Source organism: Streptomyces sp. 3211.6 (genome assembly GCF_003634815.1).
Lineage (GTDB): Bacteria > Actinomycetota > Actinomycetes > Streptomycetales > Streptomycetaceae > Streptomyces > Streptomyces katrae_A.
Window position 1 is genome coordinate 5,474,825 of sequence record NZ_RBXC01000001.1, and the last position, 23,170, is coordinate 5,497,994.

The following is a 23,170-nucleotide window of genomic DNA, read 5'->3' on the forward strand; positions in this document are numbered from 1 at the left end:
GCCGGCGGCCAAGGATTGACGACAGGCCCTAGCGGCTGATGTCCTCGTACACCCCGAGCAGGGTGTCCAGGACCGACGTCATCGAGAAGGACTTCGCCGCCAGTTCTCGGGCCGCCGCCGACGCCGCGGCGTTTTCGGACGGGGCCAGGAGGGTGAGGACCGCCTCCGAGACGCCCTGCGGGCCCGGGTCCACCGCTCGGCCCGCGCCCGAGGTCGCGATGTCGCGGGCCAGGCCGTTGGAGTGGGTGACCACCGTGGGGACGCCCACCGCCAGGGCCTCCAGGACCGACATGGGGAAGGGTTCGTCCACCGAGGGGAGGACGTAGACGTGGGCGCGGCGGAGTTCCGTCAGGACCTCCGCGCTGGAGAGCGGGCCCGGGACCGTGAAGCGGGCTGTGAGGCCCAGGGCGGTGATGCGGGCGCGGACGGCGGCCAGTTCGCCCTCGTCGGGGCCCGCCACCACGAACTCCGCCTCCGGGTGGACCGCCAGCACCGCCGGGGCCGCGTCCACGAAGTCCACCGGCCGCTTGCGAGCCTGCAGGCGTGCCGAGTACAGGATGCGGGGCGGGCCGCTCAGAGGCGGGCGCTCCTCCTGGGACGGGGTGCCGTTGACCAGCCGGACCGCCTGGGAGAGGGGCGGGGTGCCGACCACCGCGTCCAGACCCGTCCGCTCGTGCGGGGTCAGGTACAGGAGCGCGTCCGCGCCGCGCAGCAGGCGGCGTACCGCCACCGCGTCCAGGACCTTCGCCAGGAGCCTGTCGCTCGGGTCCACCATGCCGTGGGTCTGCAGGACCAGCGGCTTGCCCGCGCGCAGGGCCGCCAGGGCCAGGGGCAGGGTCACCAGATCGCGGGCCAGGTGGACGTGGACCACGTCCGCGTCCCGGACCAGGCGGGAGGCCGAGGCCAGCAGGGCCGGGGAGGTCATCCCGCTGAAGCCGAGGGGGAGCAGACGGCGGGCCGGGAAGAGCTTCGCCGGGACGCCCTCCACGGACGTGGGCCAGGGGTCGAAGCCCTCCCCGAGGGCCAGCAGCCGCGCCTCGTGGCCCCGTTCCCGCAGCCCCTTGGCCAGGTTGAGGGCCACCCGCACCGGGCCGCCGAAGGCGTGCGAGGGGGAGTGCAGCGTGACGGCGTGCAGGATCTTCAATTCGGTTCCTCCACCGGGCGGCGGCGGCCGTCCTGGGTCTGCAGGGTCAGGGCGGGCAGGTCCTTGTGGACCACCGAACCGGCTCCGGCCACCGCGCAGCGGCCCACCGTCACCCCCGCCAGCACCGTCGCCCGCACCGCCACCCACGCGCCGTCCTCGACGGTGATCGGAGCGTTGCGGTAGCGGAAGTCGGCGGCCCGGTGGTCGTGCGATCCGGTGCACAGCATCGACTCCTGCGACAGGCACACGTGCGAACCGATCGTCACCGGCTCCAGGTTGAGCAGCCAGGCACCCTCGCCGATCCACGTGTGGTCCCCGACCTTCAGCTTCCACGGCCACAGCACCCGCACCCTGTGCCGGATCAGCACCCCCTCGCCGATCTCCGCCCCGAACGCCCGCAGCAGCGCCACGCGCAGCCGGGCGGGGCAGAACCACGACATGAACAGGGTGTTCATCACCGCGAACCACAGGGCCTGCGTCAACAGCCCCCGCCCCTTGTCGTATCCGGCCAGCGTGAAGGCAGGAAGATTGCGCACCGGTCGCCCCCGTCGTCCCACGCGCCTCCCCTGGCGCGGAACGCTCAGACTAGACTGCGCGCGGATCACGCACATGGGGTGGGGGCAAAGGTGGCTACGGACATACGCACGCCCAGCGTGAAAGCGGCGCCCCCGGCATCCGTGGACGAGGCCCAGTGGGGGCGGGTCACCACCCCGCGCACCCTCCTCTCCCGCGCCCTGTCCGTGCCGCTCGCGCTCGGATTCACCGTGTTCCTGCCGGTGTTCGTCGCCGCGCAGTCCGGCGACGGGCAGGAGGACGCCGCGTTCTGGCTCCAGCTCGTGCTCACCATGTACGCGGGTGCGCGCCTCTCCGCCATGGTGCTGACCAGCCGCCGCAAGCTGCTCCAGGGCTCCTTCTGGCTGTTCGTCTACATGGCCATGGGCGTGGCCCCGCTTGCCCAGGCCGTCCTCGGCCGCGTCCCGACCCCCGTCGTCGGACCGCGCTCCGACCTCACCCTCGCCGTCGGCCTGGTCCTCCTCGGCTGCACCGCCTTCGACGTCGGCGTGCTCCTCGCCCGCCACCGCCCTGCCGGGCGCGCGGGCGGCTCCCCGAAGGAACCCCGGCCCGTCATGGCACACCGGCGCCGGCTCCAGCTCCTGACCGCCATCGCCTTCGTGTGCAGCGCCGCGTTCATCCTCAAGCTGGGCGGGCCCGCCGTCTTCTTCTCCAGCCGCCAGGAGATCATCGCCGGCATCCAGGACGCGGGGGTCTCCAACGGCGACGGCCAGGCCGGCCAGGCCCTGCTGCGCGGCTTCGGCACGGTGCCGGCGCTGCTCGCCATGCTGCTGTACACGCGCTGGCTGATCACCTCGACGTACGCCCGCCGCAAGGTGTCCGTCATCGTCACCTGGGCGGGGCTCCTCGCCCTCAACCTCGTCGTCAACAACCCGATCTCGAACCCGCGCTACTGGTTCCTGACGGTCATGTTCGCGATGCTGTTCACCCTCTTCCCGGTCAGCGCCGCCATGTACCGCGTCGCGCTGTCCATGGCCGTGGTCGTCGCCCTCCTCGTCTTCCCCTTCGCGGACCGCTTCCGCTACGACGAGAAGAACTACAAGCCCGTCGAGACGACCTCGTTCCTGGAGCCGATGGCGCTCAAGGACTACGACCAGATCGGCATGTTCGCCAACACCATCACCTTCTCCGAATCCGGCCCCGGCCACTTCTACGGCCGCCAGCTCGCCGGCTCCGTCTTCTTCGCGGTGCCCCGCTCGGTGTGGCCGGGCAAGCCGCGCGACACGGGCGTGATGGTCGGCCAGTGGATGGGAACGGTCAACACCAACCTCTCCTCCCCGATCTGGGCCGAGCTGTGGCTGGACTTCGGCCCCCTCGGCATGGGCGCCGGCCTGCTGGCCATCGGCTACGCCGCCGCCCGCGTCGACCGCCGCTACGCGAAGCGCGCCACCCGCCGCTCACCGCCGGGCAGCCTGATCTCGGTGGTGGTGCCGCTCGTCGCGGGCTACTCGTTCATCCTGCTGCGCGGCCCGCTCCTGCAGGCCTCGGGCCGCGTCGCCATCGCCGCGATGTGCCTGGCGCTGGTGGCGACGTACCGCACGGACAGGAACATCACCCTGCGCTGAGGCCGGGTGGGGGCCCGCCATCTCCCCCTCGAGGGGCCGGGCGTTGGACGGCGCCTGCCCACCCACCTCGCGGCGGGGTCCGGGCGGCCCGGAACGGACCAGCGGACCGGCACCCGGAAGGCCGGGACCACACTCAGCGGTCTCAGGGATGGGTTGGGGCTTTCCCGTCAGTCTCATCGTCCTTCCGCGTCGGGCCACCCTGTCAAGGGCGCTCCTTCGTCGCGTCGCTTCGCGATCGCCTGCGGCGACCCTTGACAGGGCGTCCCGCCACGGAAAAACGAAGACTGCCGGGAAACCCCCAAAGGAACGGGACGGACGTTCATAGGACATGCGGCCGTATCAGCGACCAGGCGGGGACGTCGGGGGCCGCCTCGCCGGGCATCCGGGCCGCCAGGATTGCCATCCGGGGCCGCGATCCGCGCCAGATCGCTACGCGCTCCTCCCGCCTCGGCGGCCAGCGGCCGTCTTGGGCCGGGATGCTCTGCGGATCGGCTTTTGGTACCGTCGCCAGCCCCAGGCGGCCGTGGACGCCGGATTTCGGCAGCGCGTAGCGATCTGACGCGCCCCCAAGCCCGGATGCTGCTCAGTTCGTCATTTGGTGCAGGTATCAGCGCCAGGCGGGACGCGGACGCTAAGAGGTCGTTTTCGTCCGATGTTTCATCCCGAGATGAGTTGGTTGGCGGTCTTCTTCGGTTCGCGCCAGGAGATGGTGTTCTCGCTGGTGAGGCGGCGGGCCATGAGGTCGGTCATCGCGAGGTGAATCAGGGCTTCGGAGCGGGCGGGCAGGGTTTCATAGTCGCGGGCCAGGCGGCGGTGCAGCATTAGCCAGCCGTAGGTCCGCTCGACCGCCCACCGCTTCGGTATGGGAGCGAATCCCCTGGTGCCGGGCTTGCGGGCGGTGATTTCCATGTCGATGCCGAGAGTTGCGGCATGCTCGACGAGATGCTGGCGGTAACCGCCGTCCACCCACACCTTGCGGATGCCTGGGTGCTCGGCGGCGACCTGGTCCACGAGCCGACTGCCGGCGGTGGAGTCCTGCACGCTCGCCGCGGTGACCAGGACGGCGAGGAGGAGTCCGAGTGTGTCGGTGACGATGCTCCGCTTCCGTCCGACGATCTTCTTGCCGGCGTCGATGCCCTGGCTGGAGACATGGACGCTGGTGGAGGTCTTGACGCTCTGGGCGTCGATCACACACGCCGACGGCTCGCCGTCCCGTCCCTCCTTCTCCCGTAACAGTTGCCTGAGCAGGCCGTTGAGCTGGGCGAACACGCCCTCGTCGGCCCATTTGGCGAAGTATCCGTAGACCGTGTTCCAGTGCGGGAAGTCGTGCGGGAGGTACCGCCACTGGACTCCGGTGCGGTCCACGTACAGGATCGCGTCCATGATGTCGCGCAGGTCGTGCTCGGGCGGCCGGCCGATGTCTAGGGCCCTGGCCCGGCGCTCGGAACGCCAGGCGGCAAGGACCGGCTCAATCAACTCCCAGCGGGCATCGGACAGATCACTCGGATACGGACGTCGCGTCGGCATGCTTCCGGCGTACCGCGCTGGACAGAATGCGCCCAGGCGCACAGCGATGACGCCGGAAGCACACTGCCACGAAGACCAGACGTCTTGGGATGAGACAGACACAAGCCGAATCCCGCCCCACTCGTCACACCACCCGACCCACCAGTACCAACCACCCCTGCGACCTCAGCCGCACCACAATCCCGCACCTCGGAAATCCACAGATAAGCGCATATCTCAGGTGAAAACGACCTCTAAAAGAGCGTTTTATCCTGGCGTGGGTGTTTGGTGGGTTCTTGGGTGAGTGGCCTATCTGTGATAGCCGAGGCTGGTGGTCGCCTTCGTGGGATCTGTGGCGGGTGACGGCGGTCGAGGATCCATTTCGACCCCTTCGCTCCTGTCTGATCCCAAGGCGCCCCCACTCACCCCCGTTTGCGCCCTGTGATCGAGGGACTGGTCCCGGTACTACCGAAACATGTGCCCACCTCGACCGTATCCAAGTGACCTGTCCGATGCCCGGTGGGGGTTGATGGAGCCCATTCTGTCGGCCTGGCGGGCTGAGCGGAGAGGCAAGGGCCTGGACATAGGCCGGCCGCCCGAGCACGACCTGCGGCGGATCATGGACGCGGTCCTCTACGTCGACCGCACCGGCATTCCCTGGCGCTACCTGCCACACGACTTCGCACCGTGGGAGACGGTCTACGGCTACTTCGCTGCCTGGCAGAAGGACGGCGTGTTCGACCAGCTCAACGGAGCTCTGCGGCGACTGGTACGTGAGGCCGAGGGCCGCACCCCCGAAGCAAGCGCCTGCGTGCTGGACGCCCAGAGCGTCAAGACCTCCGCGAACGTGCCCGCAGCCAGCCAAGGCATCGACGCCGGTAAGAAGATCGCAGGCCGCAAACGACAGCTCGGCGTCGACACCCTCGGCCTCCTCCTGGCGGTCCTCGTTACCGCAGCCAGCACCTCCGACAACGCTGGGGGAATCCAGGTACTTTCACAGATCGCGAAGGCCCACCCTCGTGTGACCAAAGCCTGGGCGGACACCGGCTACCGCACCACGGCCATCGACCACGGCGCCCGCCTCGGCATCGACGTTGAAGTCGTCCACCGCGACCCCGGCCAGAAGGGCTTCAAGGTCATCCCGCGGCGCTGGGTCGTCGAGCGGACCTTCGGATGGCTCATGCACCACCGCCGCCTCGCCCGCGACTACGAGACCCACCCGCATCGCTCCGAGGCGATGATCCGCCTCGCAATGATCGACCTGATGAGCCGCAGACTCACGCGAGAGTCAACTCCGAACTGGAAAAACTCATAACCACAGAATGAAGAGCGGCCGCTCACACCTACCACTCCGCCACCGACCGTCACGTCGTGGACGCTTCGGACCTCGATAGGGTGACGCACATGGCCGATGTCATCCCCACGAATCCGCAGGAAGAAGCCGCGCAAGGCCGCATAGCTCTCTGGCTCACATCAGAGGACCTTCGGTGGCTGGCGGGCCACTGCTGCTGCCCAGAAGACGCATCACCCGAAGAGAAGGACCGGTGCGGCCGCCTCCGATTCCGAGCGAGCGCCGCCCTGCACAAGCACAGCCAGTCCGACTGACGCTGCGACGACTTCTCAAACAGCCATGAGGGGACAAAACGCTCTTTAAGAGGTCGTTTTCGTCCGATGTTTCATCCCGGGATGGGGCGTTTGGTGGTCTTCGCTGGGTCGCGCCAGGAGAGGGTGTTCTCGTCGGCGAGGCGGCGGGCCATGAGGTCGGTCATGGCGAGGTTGATCAGGGCTCCGGAGCGGGTGGGCGGGGTCTCGTAGTCCCGGGCCAGGCGGCGGTGGAGCATGAGCCAGCCGTAGGTCCTCTCGACCGCCCACCGCTTCGGGATCGGAGTGAAACCCCTTGATCCGGGCCTGCGGACGGTGATCTCCATGTCGATGCCCAGGGTCGCGGCGTGCTCGACGACGTGCTGGCGGTAGCCGCCGTCTACCCCCACCTTGCGGACGGTGGGGTGCTCTGCAGCGACCTGGTCCAGGAGCCGGGTGCCGGCGTCCGAGTCCTGCACGCTGGCCGCGGTGACCAGCACGGCCAGCAGGAGACCGAGCGTGTCGGTAACGATGCTCCGCACACGTCCGACGATCTTCTTGCCCGCGTCGATACCCTGTCCGGCGGCGTGGACGCTGGTGGAGGTCTTGACGCTCTGGGCGTCGATCACACAGGCCGACGGTTCGCCGCCCCGCCCCTCCTTCTCCCGCAGCAGCTGCCTGAGCAGGCCTTGAGCTGGGCGAAGATGCCCTCGTCGGCCCATTTGGCGAGTAGCCGTAGACCGTGTTCCAGGGCGGGAAGTCGTGCGGGAGGTAGCGCCACTGCACGCCGGTGCGGTCCACGTACAAGATCGCGTCCATGATGTCCCGCAGGTCGTGCTCGGGCGGCCGGCCGAAGTCCAAGGCCCGACCCCGGCGCTCGAAACGCCAGGCAGCAAGGACCGGCTCTATCAACTCCCAACGGACATCGGACAGATCGCTCGGATACGGACGTCGCTTCGCCATGCTTCCGGCGTACCGCGACAGACCGAGTGCACCCGGGCGCACACCCGCGACGGTGGAAGCACACGACCGCAAGGCCAGACATCCTGGGATGAGACAGGATTAGGCCGTCTTCCATCCCATCGGCCACCTCACATGCGCCAAAGACATCGACCGCCTCCACGACGTCGCCGGCACCATGATCCGATACCCGGGGAATCAGTACGTACACGACCAGTCCAGGTGAAAACAACCCCTTGGGGCAGAGGCCTGGCGCCTGGCCGGACGGGCATCGCGCAGCGCAACCCATGGGGCAAGTCCAGGTAAGTGCTTCTGGGCTGGTCGGTAGGCGGTTCGTTCACGACCCGTGCCGGGCAGCGTAGATCACTTCAATGGCTGGACCGCACCCTGCCGGCAGCCCTGCCACCACAAGCCCTACGGCCTCCTCGGCTGTGTCGACGATGCTTATGGGAAAACTCGGATCATACAGCCTGATGACCCTCCAGATTCCCTCTCCAGCTGGGAAGATGCTGGGAACGTCACTTCCGGGAGTCGAGATCGTGCGGCGACGGAATTGCAGGGAGCCGTGGGTGACCCTGGGGAACAGTGAGCGCAATTCGGGTGTGGCGTAAGCGGCTTCCACCAACTCCTGGTCAATCAGATCGGGTGACATGCGGCGGATCGCCGCCCATTCGTATTCCACGCCTCTTCCCTGATCATGCGCCACTGCTTCGGGGGACACCCTTAAAAATTTCCAGCGGAGGGACATATCGGCGAGCGGGGTTCCTGATTGCCAAGCGTGAGCAATCTCGACGGCAACGTCCAGGGATGCAGTGGAACCGAAAGCCGCGACTCCAATCAGGGGCATCTCAATCGCGATCTTTACTTCTCGATGCTCTGGGGTCAGCTCCAGTCGGGCATCTCCAAATTCCGCCTCAACGGCGGCGGCGAAATGAGTTGACAGACCTTCTGGCGCATGTGCCTCATTGAGGTCGACTAGTGAAAGCCCCAACCGCCCACTCGTCACCCGTAGGGCAGCGACCAGACTCCCGTCCTCAGCTGCCAGTTCCGGATACAGACTGGGATCCGGTTTCATCACTCCATCATTCATAACGTCGCCCTCCACCCCTCACAATAAAAATCTCAAACTATACGATCCGATCCCGGTGCGTGCTTGCCAGCACGCACCGGGATGCATATTTTCAGGAAACCCGAGAATGACGGGCTCGAGACTCCTATGAGAGCCCAATCTTTCAGCCGCCTGTCGGAATTCCTTAAACGGGTCGTCGATGCGTGCCTCTTCACCCTTCCAGTAGAACTTGACCGATCCCCAGCTTTGCTCGGAAACCGAACCAGGTGTCAACTTCCTCATGATGATGCCCAACTCCCAAGCCGTTTGCTGTCCGTCTGACGCCTGCGTCTGCCAAGGCTTTCCAGCAAGCGTGCGCCCACGAGCCCAGGTGAATTGGAAGGCTGCCTGCGCATCCGTGAACTATTCATGTTGTTATCGAGAAGATGATCTAAGGAGGACGCGATCTTCACCGAGGGATTCGCTGCCGCCTGGTTCGTGCCCGTGGCGAATCTGTTCCTGCCCCACCGGGTCGCGCGGCAGACCTGGCGTGCCAGCACTGAAATCAGAGGAGGGCGTAGCGATTTGATGCGCCCACCGGCCCCGGATGACGATCCTGTCGTCCTTCCCTGCGGGCAGCGGCCCCAGGCGGTCGTCGGACGCTGAGGAATGAGGAGCGCGTAGCGATCTGTCGCGAATCGCGGCCCCGATTCACCGCCTCATCGGCCCGGATGCTTGGCGAGGCGGCCCCCGACATCCCCGCCTGGTCGCTGATCCCGCCGCATGTCCCATGAACGTCCGTCCCGTTCCTTTGGGGGTTTCCCGGCAGTCTTCGGCATTTCGCGGCGGGACGGCCTGTCAAGGGTCGCCGTAGGCGATCGCGAAGCGACGCGACGAAGGAGCGCCCTTGACAGGGTGGCCCGACGCGGAAGGACGATGAGACTGACGGGAAAGCCCCAACCCCTCTCTGAGACCGCTGAGGGTGGTCCCGGCCTTCCGGGTGCCGGCCGCTATCCGGTTCCGGGCCGCCCGGACCCCGCCGCGAGGTGGGTGGGCAGGCGCCGCCCAGCGCCCGGCCCCTCGAGGGGGAGATGGCGGGCCCGTCACGCCGCCGTGCCCACCTCCGCCGGTGCCTCCATGCGTACCCGGCCCACCCGGGTCCACGCCGCCGCCGCCTTTGCCGCCGAGCCCGCCGCCAGGCCCCAGGCGGCGCCCGTTACGCCCCACGCCGCGTATCCGCCCAGCAGCAGGGCCACCGACAGCAGGGAGAAGACGACCTGGAGCGACAGCGTGGCCCTCGGGTTCAGCACCCGCAGGGTCAGCAGTGCGCAGGTTCCCAGGCCCATCACCGCGTACTGGGCGCCCGTCGCCGGGAGCAGGGCGGACGCCGCCGCCCAGGTGTCGCCCAGCAGGTGCCGGCCCAGCCGGTCCGGCAGGGCGTACAGGACCGCCGCCCAGCCGGCGCCGACCACCGCGAGGGCGGCGCCCATCAGGGCGGTCAGCCGGACCACGCCCCGTTTGCCGGACGCCCGGCCCACGATCGGCGGGCCGAAGGCGTTGGCGGAGTTGAACAGCACGTTCAGCGGCCCGAACAGGGTCGTGGCCCCGCGCAGGGCGCCCACCGCCAGCGGGGTCGCGAAAGCGCCCAGCCCGAGCACCGCGAGCTGGCTGGAGCCGTTGCCGACGGCGAACTCGACCACGAACCGCTGCCCGAGGTGCCCCCGGCGCAGGTACGGGCGGACGTCCCCGCGCGCCCCGCGGACGTATGGCCGCAGCAGCCACACCCCCAGCCCCAGCGCGGGCAGCGCGGACACCCCCCACACCAGCACCAGCCGCCCGGCCGAAGCCCCCTGCGGCTGCACGGCCAGCGCCGCGACCACGCACACCAGCCGCAGCGCGTCCGCGGCCAGCGCCCGCCCGGGCACCCGCAGGGCGGAGAAGCAGTACCGCAGCCCGTCCTGGACGAGGACCAGCGGCAGGACGAGTCCCAGCGCGAGGAACGCCCACCCGGCGTCGCCGGGCACGACCAGACCCGCCACCGCCAGCACCAGCCCGGCCACCCCCGCCGCCCCGGCCGTGAACAGCACCGACGACCGGCACACCGTCCCCAGCCGGCCGGCCGCCTCCTTCTCCAGCACCACGGTCTGGCCGACATAGGCCATGTTCAGTCCGAGGAGCACGCTGAAGGTCACGTACACCATCGAGAAGTCGGCGAAGCCGGACGCCGAGGACAGCCGGGCGGCCAGCACCAGCACCAGGATGTTGGTGGCGCTGGAGGCGGCCTGGTCCAGGACCGAGGCGACCGCGGCGAGGCCCCGACGGCTCACCTCCGGCCCGTGCGGACCGTGCGCAGGGCGACGGTGTCGCCGCCCTCACCCGGCAGCCGCCCGCCGGTCGCGTCCGGCCCGTGCGCCGGACCGGCCTGCGCGGAGCCCGGCGCGGGGGCGGCGGAGGCACCGGGGGAGGTGTCCCGCTTGGACCTCTGGCCCGGCAGCGGGTGGTGCAGCACCGCGCCCAGCACGGTCCCGCCGGCCCCGCTGATCAGCTCGCGGATCCGGGCCAGGTCGCTGCGGTGCACCGCCCGCGGGTCGCAGACGACCAGGACCCCGTCGACGCGGTCGACGAGCGCGAGCGCGTCGGCGTACGAGAGCACCGGCGGCGCGAGCACGACGACGGTGGAGTTGGGGGAGTCGGCCTCGGAGATCAGCCGGGTCGCGCGCGGGGAGGTCAGCGCGCGGGCCACGTTGCGCACCCGGTCGCCCGGGATCAGGTCGAAGGCGCCCGACTCCCCGGCGTCCACCACCAGCTGCCGCCCGTCCGGCCAGTCGCTCTCCCCGGCTCCGCCGCCGAAACCGTCGCCCAGCAGGCCCGTGCCGCCCGTGCTCCCGGCACCGCCCGGCAGCCGGCTCCACCGCGGCCGTCCGCCCGCGTCCGTCGGCAGCTGGCTGGCCAGTACCGGGGTGCGCAGGTCGGCCTCGATGAGCAGGACGTCCTTGCCGGTCTCGGCGAAGGAGGCGGCCAGGTTCACGGCCACCGCGGCGGCCGTGACGCTGCTGCCGCGCGGTGCGACGACCAGCAGGCGGCGTCGGTCGGCGAAGCGGGAGTCGTAGGCCAGGCGGAAGGCCACCGAGCGGTACTCCTCGGCGAGCCGGGGATCCGCCTCGCCGGCCGCGAGCAGCGGGCCGCCGCCCGTCTTGTCCCGGGGCAGGTAGCCCAGTACGGGCGCCCGCAGGGCCCGGGCCACGTCCCCCTCGGAGCGCGGCGCGGGGTCGAAGACCAGCCGCACCCAGGCGGCGAGCAGGCCCAGGGCCAGGCCGGTGGCCGCGCCGAGTGCGAGGGACATGGGGATGCCCGGCCCGTCGGGTGCGCCGGGCGGGGCGGCCGGGCTGGTGATCCGGCCCGGCGTCATGTCCAGGGCCTGGAGCTTGCTGATGTTGTTGTTGAGGGTGTTGACCTTGCTCTGGAGGTCGGTCTTGGAGCCCAGCGCCGCGTCGCGGGCGGTGCCCGCCGGCATGTTGTTGATCTGCTTGGCGAGGTCGTCGAGCTGCTTGGCGACGGGGTCGCGCTGGTCCGCGTAGCCCTTGACCATCGTGTCGCGGGTGACGTCGAGGGCTTCCTGCCGCTTGAGCAGGTAGGCCTGGGCCATGCCGTTCGCCCGCTTGGCGGCCTCCTTGGGGGAGGAGGCGGTGTAGGTGAAGCGGAGCAGCATCGTCTGCGGCGGGTTGGTCACCTGGAGGCCGGCGCGCAGCGCGGCGACGTCCTTGTCCGCGACCCCGAGCTTCTTCGCCGCCTGCTCGGCTATGGAGCTGGAGAGGGCGACCTGCCGCTCGGAGCCGATGTTGATGGCTTTGTCGGGTGCCAGGCTCGGGTTGAACGGGTCGTCGGTGGGGGCGCGCAGCACCACGTCCGCGACGGACACGTAGGTGTCGGCGGTGGAGATGCCGAGGTAGACGCCGCCCAGCAGGCCGATGCCCACGCCGGCGCCGAGCAGCCTGCGGTAGCGGAGCAGCTGCTTGAACTGGTCCCTGAGGAGGTCCGGTTCGTCCTCGGGCGGGGCCGCTGCCGGGCGGTTCGTCTCGGTCACGACTGGGGACCCCCAAGTGCTTCGTCGATCAGTGCGTCGATGCGGGCGAGGCCCGCCTCACGGCTCAGGTGGGCCGCCACGTGGACGGGTCCGGCCGCGCCCAGCGCGTCCGCGCCCCCGGGGTCCTCCGCCAGGGCCCGGACGGCCTTCAGGAGGGCCTCGGGGTCCTCCGGCGGTACGAGGACGCCGGCGCCCGAACGCTCCACCTCCTGGGCGGTCCCGCCCTGCGCCGCGACGGAGGCGACGACGGGCCGGCCGGCCTGGAAGTAGGAGGTGAGCTTGGACGGAACGCTCATGTCCAGCACGGCCGCGTGCTGCGTGACCGCGAGCACGTCCGCCGCGGCGAGGATATCGGGGAACTCCCCGTCGGCGGCAGGGGGGATGATGTCCAGGTTGGGCACGTCGGCGGCGAGCTCGGCGAGGGCCGCGCGCCGGCTGCCGTCGCCCATGAGGACGAAGCGGACGCGCGGGTCGAGCCGGGCGGCGCCGACGAGGACTTCCAGGCCCTGCTTGAGGCCCATGTTGCCGGAGTGCAGGACCACGGTCTGGTCCGGCGCCCAGCCCAGGTGGCGCCTGGTCTCCCCGCGGGGCTTGGTGGGCCCGGGCACGTGCGACCAGTTGGGCACCACGCGGATCCGCTTCGGGTCCACTCCCATGCCCACGACCCGGTCCACGAATGTCTCGTGGATGACGCCGACCAGGGCGCCCCGCTTGAGGGCGTACGCCTCCGCCCGTCCGGCCAGCGCGGCCGCCTTGTCCCCGCCGCTGATGCCGCTCTGCGCGGCGGCGGCCCCCATCAGGTCCTGGACCACCGGGACGAACGGGACCTTCCAGCGGGCGGCGAGCCGCGCGGCCAGCACCCCGCCGGCCAGGCTGGGCATCTGGGCCATCACCGCGTGCGGCTTCGGCATCCGGGGCGGGGCCACCGCCCCGTGCAGCAGAATCGATCCTTCGAACAGGGCCCGCTTCACGGCGGTCTGGTGGGCCGGGACGGTGTGCGCGCGCCGGTGCACGGTGACGCCCGCGCGCCGTTCGGTGCGCCGCAGCGCTCCCTTGTACTCGGGCTCCAGGGACCAGGCCGGATAGTGCGGCATACCGGCCAGAACGTGGGTGTCATGGCCGGAACTCGCCCAGTGCTCCGCGATCTGGGTGGCATACGGGCCTATACCCGCGTGCTCCGGGGCGTAGTTGGTGGAAACCAGCAACAGCCGCCGGTGGCCGGATGTGGACACTGAACGTCCCCTTCTCCCCTGGATGATGCGCACGTCACCCTATGCGTTCACCGACAGGCTGTGGAACGTGCGCGCTATTGTCTGCTAATCCGCCGCGCCGGGGGGCGCGGCCTGTGGGGGGTAACTGATGACGGAGCACCACATGTCCGATGCCGTGCCGTCCGCGCGCCGGCCGTACCGGGTGGGCTACGCGCCCGGCGCCTACGACCTGTTCCACATAGGCCACCTCAACATCCTCCGGCACGCCCGCAGCCAGTGCGACTACCTGGTGGCGGGCGTGGTCTCGGACGAGATGGCCGAACTGGCCAAGGGGCGCCGCCCGATGATCCCCCTGGTCGAGCGGCTGGAGATCGTCCGCAGCGTCAAGTACGTCGACGCCGCCTTCGTCGAGACGGTCCCGGACAAGGTGGAGACGTGGAAGCAGGTCCGCTTCGACGTCATCTTCAAGGGCGACGACTGGCGTGGCACGCCCAAGGGGGCCAAGCTGGAACGGGACTTCGCCGCCCACGGGGTCGACGTCGTCTACTTCCCCTACACGGTGCACACCTCCAGCACCCAGCTGCGCCGGGCCCTGGACGCCCTCGCCCAGCCGCAGCCCGTGCCCCTGCACCAGCCGCTGGCCGAGCCCCTCACCGCCGAACGGCGCTGAGCTCCCGGAACCACTTCGCCAGGAAGGCGAGCAGGAACAGCGCGGCGACCGCGCCCAGCCCCGCGTACGCCCAGCGGAACAGCGCCCCGCCGCCCAGCAGCAGGAACACCAGGCAGAACACCCCGTAGTCCACGGGCAGCAGCGCCACCGCGCGCAGCGTCGACGGCGCCGCCGCGGGGCTCCCCGGGGCGGCCTTGGGCTTGAGCTTCTCGGTGAGCAGCCCGCCGAAGAAGGTCACCACCGCGGCGAACTGGAAGCTCAGCGGCACCAGCAGCCAGCCGTGCGCACCCGTCCCGTACGCGTCGGGGAAACGGAAGAAGGCGATGAGCACGCAGGCGTGCAGCGCGGTCAGCTTGGCGGCGTCCACGACGTGGTCCAGCCATTCGCCCGCCGCGCTGCCGCCCCCGCGCAGCCGGGCCAGCTGCCCGTCGGCGGAGTCGAAGGCGAAGCCGACCGCGAGCGCGGCCCACACGGCGACCCCCAGCCCCCACGACGGCGCGGCCAGGGCCACCGCGGCGACGGCGGCGAAGCTGAACGCGGCGCTGACCAGCGTCACCTGGTTCGGGGTCAGCCCGAGCGCGTAGGAACCGGCGGCCAGGTACCGTCCGGCGGGCCGGTTGACGAACCGGGAGTAGAGCGACACGCCCTTCGCCGACTTCTGCGCCCCGCGCAGCTCCCGCAGCGCCGTCCCCACCCTCGACATGCGTACTCCCGTTCGTGTGCCCGTGTGTTCGTGTGTGCACGGAAGGGCACATCATCGCAGGGCGGGCGAAGGCTTCCGCTCCGGATGCGCGCGCACGTCTGCGACCAGCAGGACGGACAGGTTCGCCGCCGCCACGAGCACAGCGGCCACCAGCAGCGGGGCCGTGGTCCCGGTGACCGCCGCGAGCGGGGCCGCCACCGCGAGCCCCAGGGGGCGGGCCGCGAAGGAGATCAGGGAGTCGAAGGAGCCGACCCGCCCCAGGGCCTCGGCCGGCACCCGCCGCTGGATCTCCGTCTCCCACAGCGGGCTCAGCAGGCCCACCCCGCCCATGCCGATCAGGTACGCGAACGCCGCCGCTGCCGCGGGCAGCCGCAGCGCGAACGCCGCCAGCGGGAGGGCGAACGCCGCCGAGGACACCGCGACCCACACCAGCGGCCGGCGCACCGGCAGCCGCCCGGCCGTCCACGCCCCGGCCAGCAGCCCGGCCGTACCCGCCTGGGCGACCACCACCCAGGTGCCCTCGCCGCCCAGGGACTCCACGGCGATCAGCGGTCCGAGGGTGAGGAGCAGTCCGGCGGTCAGGTGCCAGACGCCGTGCGCCATGACGTTCGCCAGGAACCACGGGTGCGCACGGGTCTGCGCCCACCCGGCGCGCAGCTCCGCCGCGAACCCCGGCCGGGCCCCGCCCGCGCCGGCCGGACCCGGGGTGCGCAGCCCGCCCAGCGTGAGGGCGGAAGCGGTGAACAGGGCCCCGGTCAGCAGCGAGGACCAGCCTGCCCCGACGGCCAGCATCAGGGCGCCCGCGGCGGCCGGACCCGCGACGCTCGCGAGCCCCTGGGCCACCATCAGCCGGGAGTTCACCCGCAGCCGCTCGGCCCCGTCGGTCACGGCGGCGACCAGGGTCCGGGCCGAGGGGCCGCCGAAGGCGACGGCCGCGCCGGTGACGGCCGACAGGGCCGCGAGCGCGGGGATCCGTACCGGCCCGGACAGCAGCAGCGCCGCGATGCCCAGCTGGGCGGCGGCCCGTACCAGGTCCGCGGCGAGCACCACGCGGCGCGCCGGGAAGCGGTCGGCGGCCACGCCTGCGACGGGCAGCAGGAGCAGCATCGGCAGCAGCTCGGCGGCGAGCACCAGTCCGAGGTCCCCGGCGGAACCGGTGCGGACCACGGCGAGGGTGAGGGTGGTGGGGATCAGGGCGGTGGCGAAGGCGGCGAAGGTGCGGCCGGCGAGCAGCCGCCAGAGCGTGGGGGTCATGATCGCGACAGTATTTCGCCAGCGAATCATTCGTCAACGAAATACTTTGTCATGGCCGGTGGACGGGATAATGCGCCCATGGGCACAGAAGCGGTCACTCCACCTGCGACGACGCCGGCACCGGCCGAGGACTCCGTTGACCGGCACATCGCCCGGTGGACCGGCAAGGTGCCCTTCGACGTGACCACCGAGGCCGTCATCACCCGCATCCAGCTCCTCGCCAAGCACGTCGCGCACGGCAAGGAACGCGCCCTCGCCGAGACCGGGCTCCAGGCCTTCGAGTTCGAGACCATGCACCGCCTCGCCTCCCGGGGCGCGCCCTGGCGCGCCCCGTCCTCCCAGCTCGCCGCCGAACTGCTGCTCTCCCCGGCCGGGATGACCGGCCGCCTCGACACCCTGGAGCGCTCCGGCCTCGTCCGGCGCACCCGTGCCGCGGGGGACCGGCGCCGGGTCGACGTCGAGCTCACCGAGGAGGGCCACCGCCGCTGGAGCGAGGCCATGCGCTGGCGCGGGATTGCCGAGGCCGAGATGATCCACCCGCTCGACGACACCGACCGCCGGGCCCTGGCCGCCCTCCTCAAGCGGATGCTGCTCCAGGTCGAGACCCGCGACGGGACCTCCTGACCCGCGACGGGACCTCCTGACGCGCGACGGAGCCGCTGACCCGCGACCGGGCCCGCGACCGGACCCGCCGCCCCGCCGCGCCCCTCAGCCCGCCACCCGCAGCAGCAGCACCGACCGCGCCGGAACCGTCAGCGGCTGCCCGGCCCGGTACCGCGTCCCCGGCGCGTCCTCCTGCTCCTCCCGCGAGGTGTCCAGCACCAGCTCGTACTCCCCGGCCCAGGGCGGCCCCGGCAGCACCCACTCCACCGGCCGGTCCCCGGAGTGCAGCAGCGCCAGGAAGCTGTCGTCCGTCACCTGCCGGCCCCGCTCGTCCCGCCCCGGGATGTCCCGCCCCGACAGGTACAGCCCCAGCGCGGCCGACGGCGCGTACCAGTCCCGCTCCGTCATCTCCGCCCCCGCCGGGGTGAACCAGGCCAGGTCCCGCAGCCCGTCCGAGCCCTGCGCCCGTCCCGAGAAGAAGGCCCTGCGGCGCAGCACCGGGTGGGACCGGCGCAGCGCCACCAGCCGCCGGACCAGCGCGAACAGCCCGCTCCACGCCGGATCGTCCAGCAGCGACCAGTCCACCCAGCCCGTCTCGTTGTCCTGGCAGTACGCGTTGTTGTTGCCGCCCTGGGTCCGCCCGAACTCGTCGCCGGCCACCAGCATCGGCACGCCCGTCGACAGCAGCAGCGTGGTCAGCAGGTTCCGCAGCTGCCGCCGTCGCAGCGCGGCGATCCGCGGGTCGTCGCTCTCGCCCTCGGCCCCGCAGTTCCACGACCGGTTGTCGTTGGTGCCGTCCCGGTTGCCCTCGCCGTTGTCCTCGTTGTGCTTGCGCTCGTACGAGACCAGGTCGCGCAGGGTGAAGCCGTCGTGCGCCGTCACGAAGTTCACCGAGGCGTACGGCCGCCGCCCGCCCCAGGCGTACAGGTCGCTCGACCCCGACAGCCGGTACCCCAGGTCCCGTACGTCGGGCAGCGCGCCCCGCCAGAAGTCCCGCACGGCGTCCCGGTAGCGGTCGTTCCACTCCGTCCACAGCGGCGGGAACGCCCCCACCTGGTAGCCGCCCGAGCCCACGTCCCACGGCTCCGCGATCAGCTTGACCCGCCGCAGCACGGGGTCCTGGGCGATCACCGCGAGGAACGGGGAGAGCATGTCCACGTCGTGCATGGAGCGGGCCAGCGCCGCCGCCAGGTCGAAGCGGAAGCCGTCCACCCCCATCTCCGTGACCCAGTAGCGCAGCGAGTCGGTGATCAGCCGCAGCACGTGCGGCCGCCCGGCGTGCAGGGTGTTCCCGCAGCCCGTGTAGTCGGCGTAGCGGCGCTGGTCGGACTGGAGCCGGTAGTAGCCCCGGTTGTCGACCCCGCGCAGCGACAGGGTCGGGCCCAGCTCGCCGGCCTCCGCCGTGTGGTTGTAGACCACGTCGAGGATGACCTCGATCCCGGCCGCGTGCAGGGCGCGCACCATCCGCTTGAACTCGCCGACCTGCTGCCCGGCCGTCCCGCTGGCGGAGTACCCGGCGTGCGGGGCGAAGTAGCCGACCGAGTTGTAGCCCCAGTAGTTGCGCAGCCCCCGCCGCAGCAGGTGGTCCTCGTGCGCGAACTGGTGCACCGGCAGCAGCTCCACCGCCGTCACCCCCAGCCGCACCAGGTGCTCCACCGCCGCCGGGTGCGCCAGCCCCGCGTAGGTGCCGCGCAGCTCCTCGGGAACACCCGGATGGCGCATGGTGAACCCGCGCACGTGCAGCTCGTAGATCACCGAATCGGCCCAGGGCGTCTTCGGCCGGACGTCGTCCGCCCAGTCGTCGTCATCGTGGACGACGACCCCCTTCGGGACGAACGGCGCCGAGTCCCGGTCGTCGCGCACGGTGTCGGCGATGTACTGCTGCGGCCAGTCCCGGACGTGCCCGTACACCTCCGCCGGCAGGGAGAAGTCCCCGTCCACGGCCCGCGCGTACGGGTCCAGCAGCAGCTTCGCCGGGTTGTACCGGGCCCCCGTCCAGGGGTCCCAGCGCCCGTGCACCCGGAACCCGTACCGCTGCCCGGGCCGCACGCCGGGCACGAACCCGTGCCAGATCTCGTGCGTCAGCTCGCCCAGGGGGCAGCGGGTCTCCGTGCCCAGGGCGTCGAACAGGCACAGCTCCACCGCCTCCGCGCCCGGCGCCCACAGCGCGAAGTTCGTCCCCGCCACCCCGTCGGGGCCCACGTGGAAGCGGGCGCCCAGCGGGTGCGAGGATCCGGGCCACACCGGCGGTCCCGGGTGCGCGGCCGCCCGTAACACCCGCGCCTGGACCCGCTCCCGCACGGCCTCCATGTCGGGGCCGCCCCGCGGGGCGGCCCCGGTGGTATCGCTGGCGGCGGTATCCACCGCCTCTTGCTCGGCTGCGCTCGACACTGCCCGCCTCCACGGCTCCTGGGTACCGGCGGGGGGAGTGCGGCCCGGCGTCCCGGCCAGGGCCCGCCCCCGTCTGGTCCTTCACACTGTTCTGCCCGGACAGCCGTACCCGGAACGTGTCCGGCCCCCACGTTTCCCCCGGAGGGCCCCCGTCGTTGGACGGGGCGTGACACTTCTGACGAGGCGGGCAGGGGCGGGATGGGCCGCCGTGGCGGTGTGGGCGGTCCTGCTGGGCGGCCTCACCGGCTGCACCGGGGACGGCGGCTCCCCGGTCGAGGTGCAGCTGCCCGGCAAACCCCGCTCGCCCGACGAGGCCATCCGCATCACCCCCGACGACAACGCCAAGGGGGTCCCGGCCGACGGCCCGCTGCGGGTCAACGTCCCCGAGGGCCGGCTGGAGCGGGTCACGGTCACCAAGGTGGAGGACGCCCAGGAGGAGCAGGTCCCCGGCTCCATCGCGGCCGACGGGCTCAGCTGGAGCCCCGACCCGGAGGCGGGGCGGCTCGCGCTCGCCGCCAAGTACACCGTCGACGCCGTCGCCGTCGACGGGCACAACCGCCGCCAGGCCCGGCACACCACCTTCACCACCTACGTGCCCGAGGAGCGGTTCATCGGCTACTTCAAGCCCGAGAACCGCTCCACCGTCGGCACCGGCATGATCGTCTCCTTCAACTTCAGCCGGGCCGTCAAGAACCGCGCCGACGTCGAGCGCGCCGTCACCGTCACCTCCGAACCGGCCGTGCCCGTCGTCGGCCACTGGTTCGGCTCCGAGCGCCTGGACTTCCGGCCCAAGGAGTACTGGAAGCCCGGCACCCAGGTCACCGTGAAGATCAAGCTCCGTGACGTCGAGGCCGCCCCGGGGGCCTACGGCATCCAGGACAAGACCGTGAAGTTCACCGTCGGCCGCTCCCAGGTCTCCACCGTCGACGCCGCCTCGCACACCATGGAGGTCCGGCGCGGCGGCGCGCTGCTGTCCACCATCCCCATCAGCGCCGGCGCGCCGAAGAACACCACCTACAACGGCAAGATGGTGGTGATGGAGATGTTCGACGTCACCCGCATGAACGGCGCCACCGTCGGCTTCACCAGCGAGGACGGCAAGGGCGAGTACGACATCCCGGATGTCCCGCACGCCATCCGGCTCACCGCCTCCGGCACCTTCCTGCACGGCAACTACTGGGCCAGCCCCGACACCTTCGGCACCACCAACACCAGCCACGGCTGCGTGGGCCTGCGCGACGACAAGGGCGGCGGCTCCGACACCCCGGCGGGCTGGTTCTTCGACCGGACCCTGATCGGGGACGTGGTGGAGGTGGTGAACTCCCAGGACAAGACCGTGGCCCCGAACAACGGCCTGGGCGGCTGGAACATGTCCTGGGCCGACTGGGTCGCGGGCTCCGCCATCAGCTGACCCGCCGCGGCCCGCCCCGCCGGCCCGCGCTGCAATCGAGTGATCGTCAGACCGGAATGACGTAGCCCGGGAGTGTCTTCGGTCCGCCACGCCGGGCCCCGCCCGCAGCCTGGCAGGGCCATCAGCGCAGGCGATGGCCGGATTTCGTGGACGGAGCGTCATGTCAGCAAGGAACTGGACCCTCGGGCTGGCCGTGGGAGCCGTACTCGCGGCCGCCGCCGGGGCCCCCTCGGCCCTCGCGGCCGGCCCCGGCACCGCCCCGCCGCCGGCCCGCGCCCTGCGGGCCCCGCTGCCCGGCGGCCTCGGTCCGTGCGTCCCCGGCGGCACCGGCCCGGGCCAGGGCTGCCCGCCCGTATGGCCCGACCCCAACAACGGCGCCTTCACCGGCCGGGACAACGGCATCAACCTCTTCGTCGGAGGCGACATGCTGGTGCGCCGGGGAGCCGCCGAGGCCGAGGGCAAGGTCGTGGTCCTCGGCGACTTCGACATGAACAAGTCCGCCGGCGGCAACGTCTACAACGTGGGCATCGCCGGCGTCGGCTCCCGGGTCCCCCCGGCGGACGGCTCGGACTTCCTGACCACCGGCGACGACATCACGGTCGCCTCCGGCCAGCGGCTCCTCGCCGACGGCGGCGTCGTCCGCTACGCGGGCACCCTCACCGGCACGGTGACCGGCACCCTCACCCACGACACGAACGCCGCCGCCCCCTACGCCGCGCTGCGCGGGCAGCTCGGCGCCGCGAGCACCTGCTACGCCTACCCGCGGGGCGTCCCGCGCACCGCCACCGGGCGGGCCGTCTGGAGCGCGCAGGAGACCGTCTTCACCGGCGACGGCACCTCCATGCTCCAGGTCTTCAACGTGGACTTCGACCTCTCGGGCCCCGGCACCGCCCAGCAGTCCATCCGCTTCGCGGGCATCCCGGCCGGCGCCACCGTCCTGGTCAACGTCACCGGCGAGGCCCGCGCGCTGCGCGTCAACAACGTCATGCTGCCGCCCGGACTGCGCGAGCGGCTGCTGTGGAACTTCCCCGACGCCCAGGCCGTCGGCCTCGCCGGCTCGGCCCAGCTCGGCGGCAGCGTGCTCATCGGCCAGGACGCCTCCGTCGCCACGGTCTCCGTCATCGGCGTCAACGGCCGCTTCTTCACCGCGGGCAACGTCACCCACACCAGCCCCACCGAGACCACGGGCCTCGGCGCCGAGTTCCACGCCTACCCCTTCGACGGCGACCTGCCCGAATGTGCCCCCAACCCGGCCGTCACCGGCCGGGTGTCCGTGCTGAAGACCGACGACGAGGGGCGTCCGCTGCCCGGCGCCCGCTTCGAGCTGTGGCGCGAGAGCAACGGAGTGGCGGGCCTGCAGACCGCGGGCGCCAACCCCGACACCCGCGTGAGCGACTGCACCACCCCCGCCGACGGCACCTGCACCCGAGAGGAGGAGCTCGGCGGCTACTACTGGCGCGAGACGGCCGCGCCCGCCGGGTACGAGCTGCCAGCCGACCCGGTCTTCCCGCTCGTCCTGACCCGGGAGAACGCCGAGCGGGGAGTGCGCGTCACCGCCCAGAACCGCCGCACGACACCCCCCGAGCCCAGCGCCCGGGTGGTGCTGCGCAAGGTCGACCTGGAGAGCGGCGAGCCCGTGCCCGGAGGCCGCTTCGAGCTGTGGCGCGAGACCAACGGCGTCCCCGACCTCCAGACGGGCGGTCAGGACCCGGACACCCGGCTCGGCGGCGCCTGCGTGACCGACACCCAGGGCAGCTGCACGGTGGAACTGCCCGTCGGCGAGCGCTACTACTGGCGTGAGGTCGGCGTCCCCTACGGCTACGAGCGCCCCGCCGACCCGGTCACCGCCTTCGACCTGGAGGACGGCGACATCGCCCAGGGGCTCGTCGTCACCATCCGCAACCAGCGCAGGGACGTGGAGCACCCCGGCTCCATCACGGTCGTCAAGAAGGACGCCAAGACCCGCAAGCCGCTGGCCGGCGGCGTGTTCCAGCTGTGGAAGGAGACCAACAACACCGAGGGCCTGCAGACCGGGGGCCAGTACCCCGACGAGCGCATCGGTGAGCCCTGCACCACCGGCGGCAACGGGGCCTGCGCGTTCGACCGGCTCGCCCCGGGCTCGTACTACGTCCTGGAGACCGCGGCCCCCGACGGCTACGCCCTGCCCGCCGACCGGGTCACGGGTCCGCTGAAGCTGGACGGCGCCGCCGGCCGGGAGATCGTGGCCCTGGTCTTCAACAAGCGGGACAGGCACGGCAAGCCGGACCACCACGAGCCCGGCCACGACAAGCCGGGCCACGAGGAGCACGGCGAACACGACGGTCCCGGCCGGCCGGGCCACGACGAGCCCGGTCACGACGAGCACGACGAGCACGACAGGCACGGCCTCCCGGGCCTCGGCGGCGGCTGGACCGCCACCCGCGGCCGGAGCTGACGCACCGACGGCCGGTGCGCCCCGTGCACCGG

The 23,170-nt window shown here is 71.7% G+C and carries 16 protein-coding genes and 1 pseudogene; 6 read left to right on the plus strand and 11 right to left on the minus strand.

From position 1 onward, the window contains the following. Positions 1-28: 28 nt before the first annotated feature. On the minus strand, positions 29-1,144 hold the full coding sequence (locus BX286_RS25450) for a glycosyltransferase (protein ID WP_121016406.1): 1,116 nt from the start codon (positions 1,142-1,144) through the stop codon (positions 29-31). After that, on the minus strand, positions 1,141-1,680 hold the full coding sequence (locus BX286_RS25455; RefSeq protein ID WP_079429858.1) for a WcaF family extracellular polysaccharide biosynthesis acetyltransferase: 540 nt from the start codon (positions 1,678-1,680) through the stop codon (positions 1,141-1,143). Before BX286_RS25455 ends, BX286_RS25450 begins: the two co-directional genes overlap by 4 nt. Before the next feature lie 117 nt (positions 1,681-1,797). Between BX286_RS25455 and BX286_RS25460 the strand changes: the two genes are divergently transcribed. Beyond that, positions 1,798-3,282, plus strand: coding sequence for an O-antigen polysaccharide polymerase Wzy family protein (locus BX286_RS25460; protein WP_261993510.1), 1,485 nt, complete (start codon positions 1,798-1,800; stop codon positions 3,280-3,282). A 657-nt stretch (positions 3,283-3,939) separates the two neighbouring features. Here BX286_RS25460 and BX286_RS25470 read toward each other — a convergent pair. Further along, on the minus strand, positions 3,940-4,809 hold the full coding sequence (locus tag BX286_RS25470; RefSeq protein WP_121016412.1) for an IS5 family transposase: 870 nt from the start codon (positions 4,807-4,809) through the stop codon (positions 3,940-3,942). 454 nt (positions 4,810-5,263) lie between these two features. Between BX286_RS25470 and BX286_RS25475 the strand changes: the two genes are divergently transcribed. Further along, positions 5,264-6,103, plus strand: coding sequence for an IS5 family transposase (locus BX286_RS25475; RefSeq protein ID WP_121016414.1), 840 nt, complete (start codon positions 5,264-5,266; stop codon positions 6,101-6,103). Between the two features lie 361 nt (positions 6,104-6,464). Here the strand turns inward: BX286_RS25475 and BX286_RS25485 are convergent. The 5 genes and pseudogenes from BX286_RS25485 to BX286_RS25505 form a co-directional block, all read right to left on the minus strand. Next, positions 6,465-7,332: pseudogene (locus tag BX286_RS25485) on the minus strand (IS5 family transposase). A gap of 334 nt (positions 7,333-7,666) precedes the next feature. Further along, positions 7,667-8,419 carry a DUF6193 family natural product biosynthesis protein gene (locus BX286_RS36140; protein ID WP_148710296.1) on the minus strand — a complete coding sequence of 251 codons (753 nt, stop codon included), beginning with the start codon at positions 8,417-8,419 and terminating at the stop codon, positions 7,667-7,669. Between the two features lie 1,061 nt (positions 8,420-9,480). Further along, positions 9,481-10,704 (minus strand): hypothetical protein, encoded by a 1,224-nt coding sequence (locus BX286_RS25495; RefSeq protein WP_121016418.1) that lies wholly within the window; start codon positions 10,702-10,704, stop codon positions 9,481-9,483. Next, on the minus strand, positions 10,701-12,461 hold the full coding sequence (locus tag BX286_RS25500; RefSeq protein ID WP_100862836.1) for a lipopolysaccharide biosynthesis protein: 1,761 nt from the start codon (positions 12,459-12,461) through the stop codon (positions 10,701-10,703). The genes BX286_RS25495 and BX286_RS25500 overlap by 4 nt, the downstream gene beginning before the upstream one ends. Then, positions 12,458-13,663: a glycosyltransferase family 4 protein gene (locus BX286_RS25505; protein WP_079431963.1), complete on the minus strand. Its 1,206-nt coding sequence runs from the start codon at positions 13,661-13,663 to the stop codon at positions 12,458-12,460. The genes BX286_RS25500 and BX286_RS25505 overlap by 4 nt, the downstream gene beginning before the upstream one ends. Before the next feature lie 157 nt (positions 13,664-13,820). On the opposite strand from BX286_RS25505, the gene BX286_RS25510 reads away from it, so the two are divergent. Beyond that, positions 13,821-14,342, plus strand: coding sequence for an adenylyltransferase/cytidyltransferase family protein (locus BX286_RS25510; RefSeq protein ID WP_079429862.1), 522 nt, complete (start codon positions 13,821-13,823; stop codon positions 14,340-14,342). Here BX286_RS25510 and BX286_RS25515 read toward each other — a convergent pair. Together BX286_RS25515 and BX286_RS25520 are read right to left on the minus strand one after the other, a co-directional pair. Further along, on the minus strand, positions 14,323-15,045 hold the full coding sequence (locus BX286_RS25515) for a CDP-alcohol phosphatidyltransferase family protein (protein ID WP_079429863.1): 723 nt from the start codon (positions 15,043-15,045) through the stop codon (positions 14,323-14,325). The genes BX286_RS25510 and BX286_RS25515 overlap by 20 nt on opposite strands. A gap of 51 nt (positions 15,046-15,096) precedes the next feature. Beyond that, positions 15,097-16,299, minus strand: a complete 1,203-nt coding sequence (locus tag BX286_RS25520) for an MFS transporter (RefSeq protein ID WP_079429864.1) — start codon at positions 16,297-16,299, stop codon at positions 15,097-15,099. Positions 16,300-16,377: 78 nt separating this feature from the next. Between BX286_RS25520 and BX286_RS25525 the strand changes: the two genes are divergently transcribed. Then, complete coding sequence (locus BX286_RS25525; RefSeq protein WP_100862834.1) at positions 16,378-16,923, plus strand: MarR family winged helix-turn-helix transcriptional regulator; 546 nt, start codon at positions 16,378-16,380, stop codon at positions 16,921-16,923. An 84-nt stretch (positions 16,924-17,007) separates the two neighbouring features. On the opposite strand, the gene glgX is transcribed toward BX286_RS25525, so the two are convergent. After that, complete coding sequence (gene glgX, locus BX286_RS25530) at positions 17,008-19,212, minus strand: glycogen debranching protein GlgX (RefSeq protein ID WP_237293360.1); 2,205 nt, start codon at positions 19,210-19,212, stop codon at positions 17,008-17,010. A gap of 247 nt (positions 19,213-19,459) precedes the next feature. Between glgX and BX286_RS25535 the strand changes: the two genes are divergently transcribed. Both BX286_RS25535 and BX286_RS36725 read left to right on the plus strand, forming a co-directional pair. Then, positions 19,460-20,704 (plus strand): Ig-like domain-containing protein, encoded by a 1,245-nt coding sequence (locus tag BX286_RS25535; RefSeq protein ID WP_079429867.1) that lies wholly within the window; start codon positions 19,460-19,462, stop codon positions 20,702-20,704. 160 nt (positions 20,705-20,864) lie between these two features. Continuing rightward, complete coding sequence (locus BX286_RS36725) at positions 20,865-23,138, plus strand: choice-of-anchor A family protein (protein ID WP_187344190.1); 2,274 nt, start codon at positions 20,865-20,867, stop codon at positions 23,136-23,138. Positions 23,139-23,170 lie beyond the last annotated feature (32 nt).

Excerpts from the sequence above, each read along its gene's own strand:
- BX286_RS25515 (WP_079429863.1), bottom strand. The coding sequence starts at position 15,045 with ATGTCGAGGGTGGGGACGGCGCTGCGGGAGCTGCGCGGGGCGCAGAAG.
- BX286_RS25520 (WP_079429864.1), bottom strand. The coding sequence starts at position 16,299 with ATGACCCCCACGCTCTGGCGGCTGCTCGCCGGCCGCACCTTCGCCGCC.
- BX286_RS25470 (WP_121016412.1), bottom strand. The coding sequence starts at position 4,809 with ATGCCGACGCGACGTCCGTATCCGAGTGATCTGTCCGATGCCCGCTGG.
- glgX (WP_237293360.1), bottom strand. The coding sequence starts at position 19,212 with ATGGAGGCCGTGCGGGAGCGGGTCCAGGCGCGGGTGTTACGGGCGGCC.
- BX286_RS25525 (WP_100862834.1), top strand. The coding sequence starts at position 16,378 with ATGGGCACAGAAGCGGTCACTCCACCTGCGACGACGCCGGCACCGGCC.
- BX286_RS25510 (WP_079429862.1), top strand. The coding sequence starts at position 13,821 with ATGACGGAGCACCACATGTCCGATGCCGTGCCGTCCGCGCGCCGGCCG.
- BX286_RS36725 (WP_187344190.1), top strand. The coding sequence starts at position 20,865 with ATGTCAGCAAGGAACTGGACCCTCGGGCTGGCCGTGGGAGCCGTACTC.
- BX286_RS25475 (WP_121016414.1), top strand. The coding sequence starts at position 5,264 with ATGTGCCCACCTCGACCGTATCCAAGTGACCTGTCCGATGCCCGGTGG.
- BX286_RS36140 (WP_148710296.1), bottom strand. The coding sequence starts at position 8,419 with ATGAATGATGGAGTGATGAAACCGGATCCCAGTCTGTATCCGGAACTG.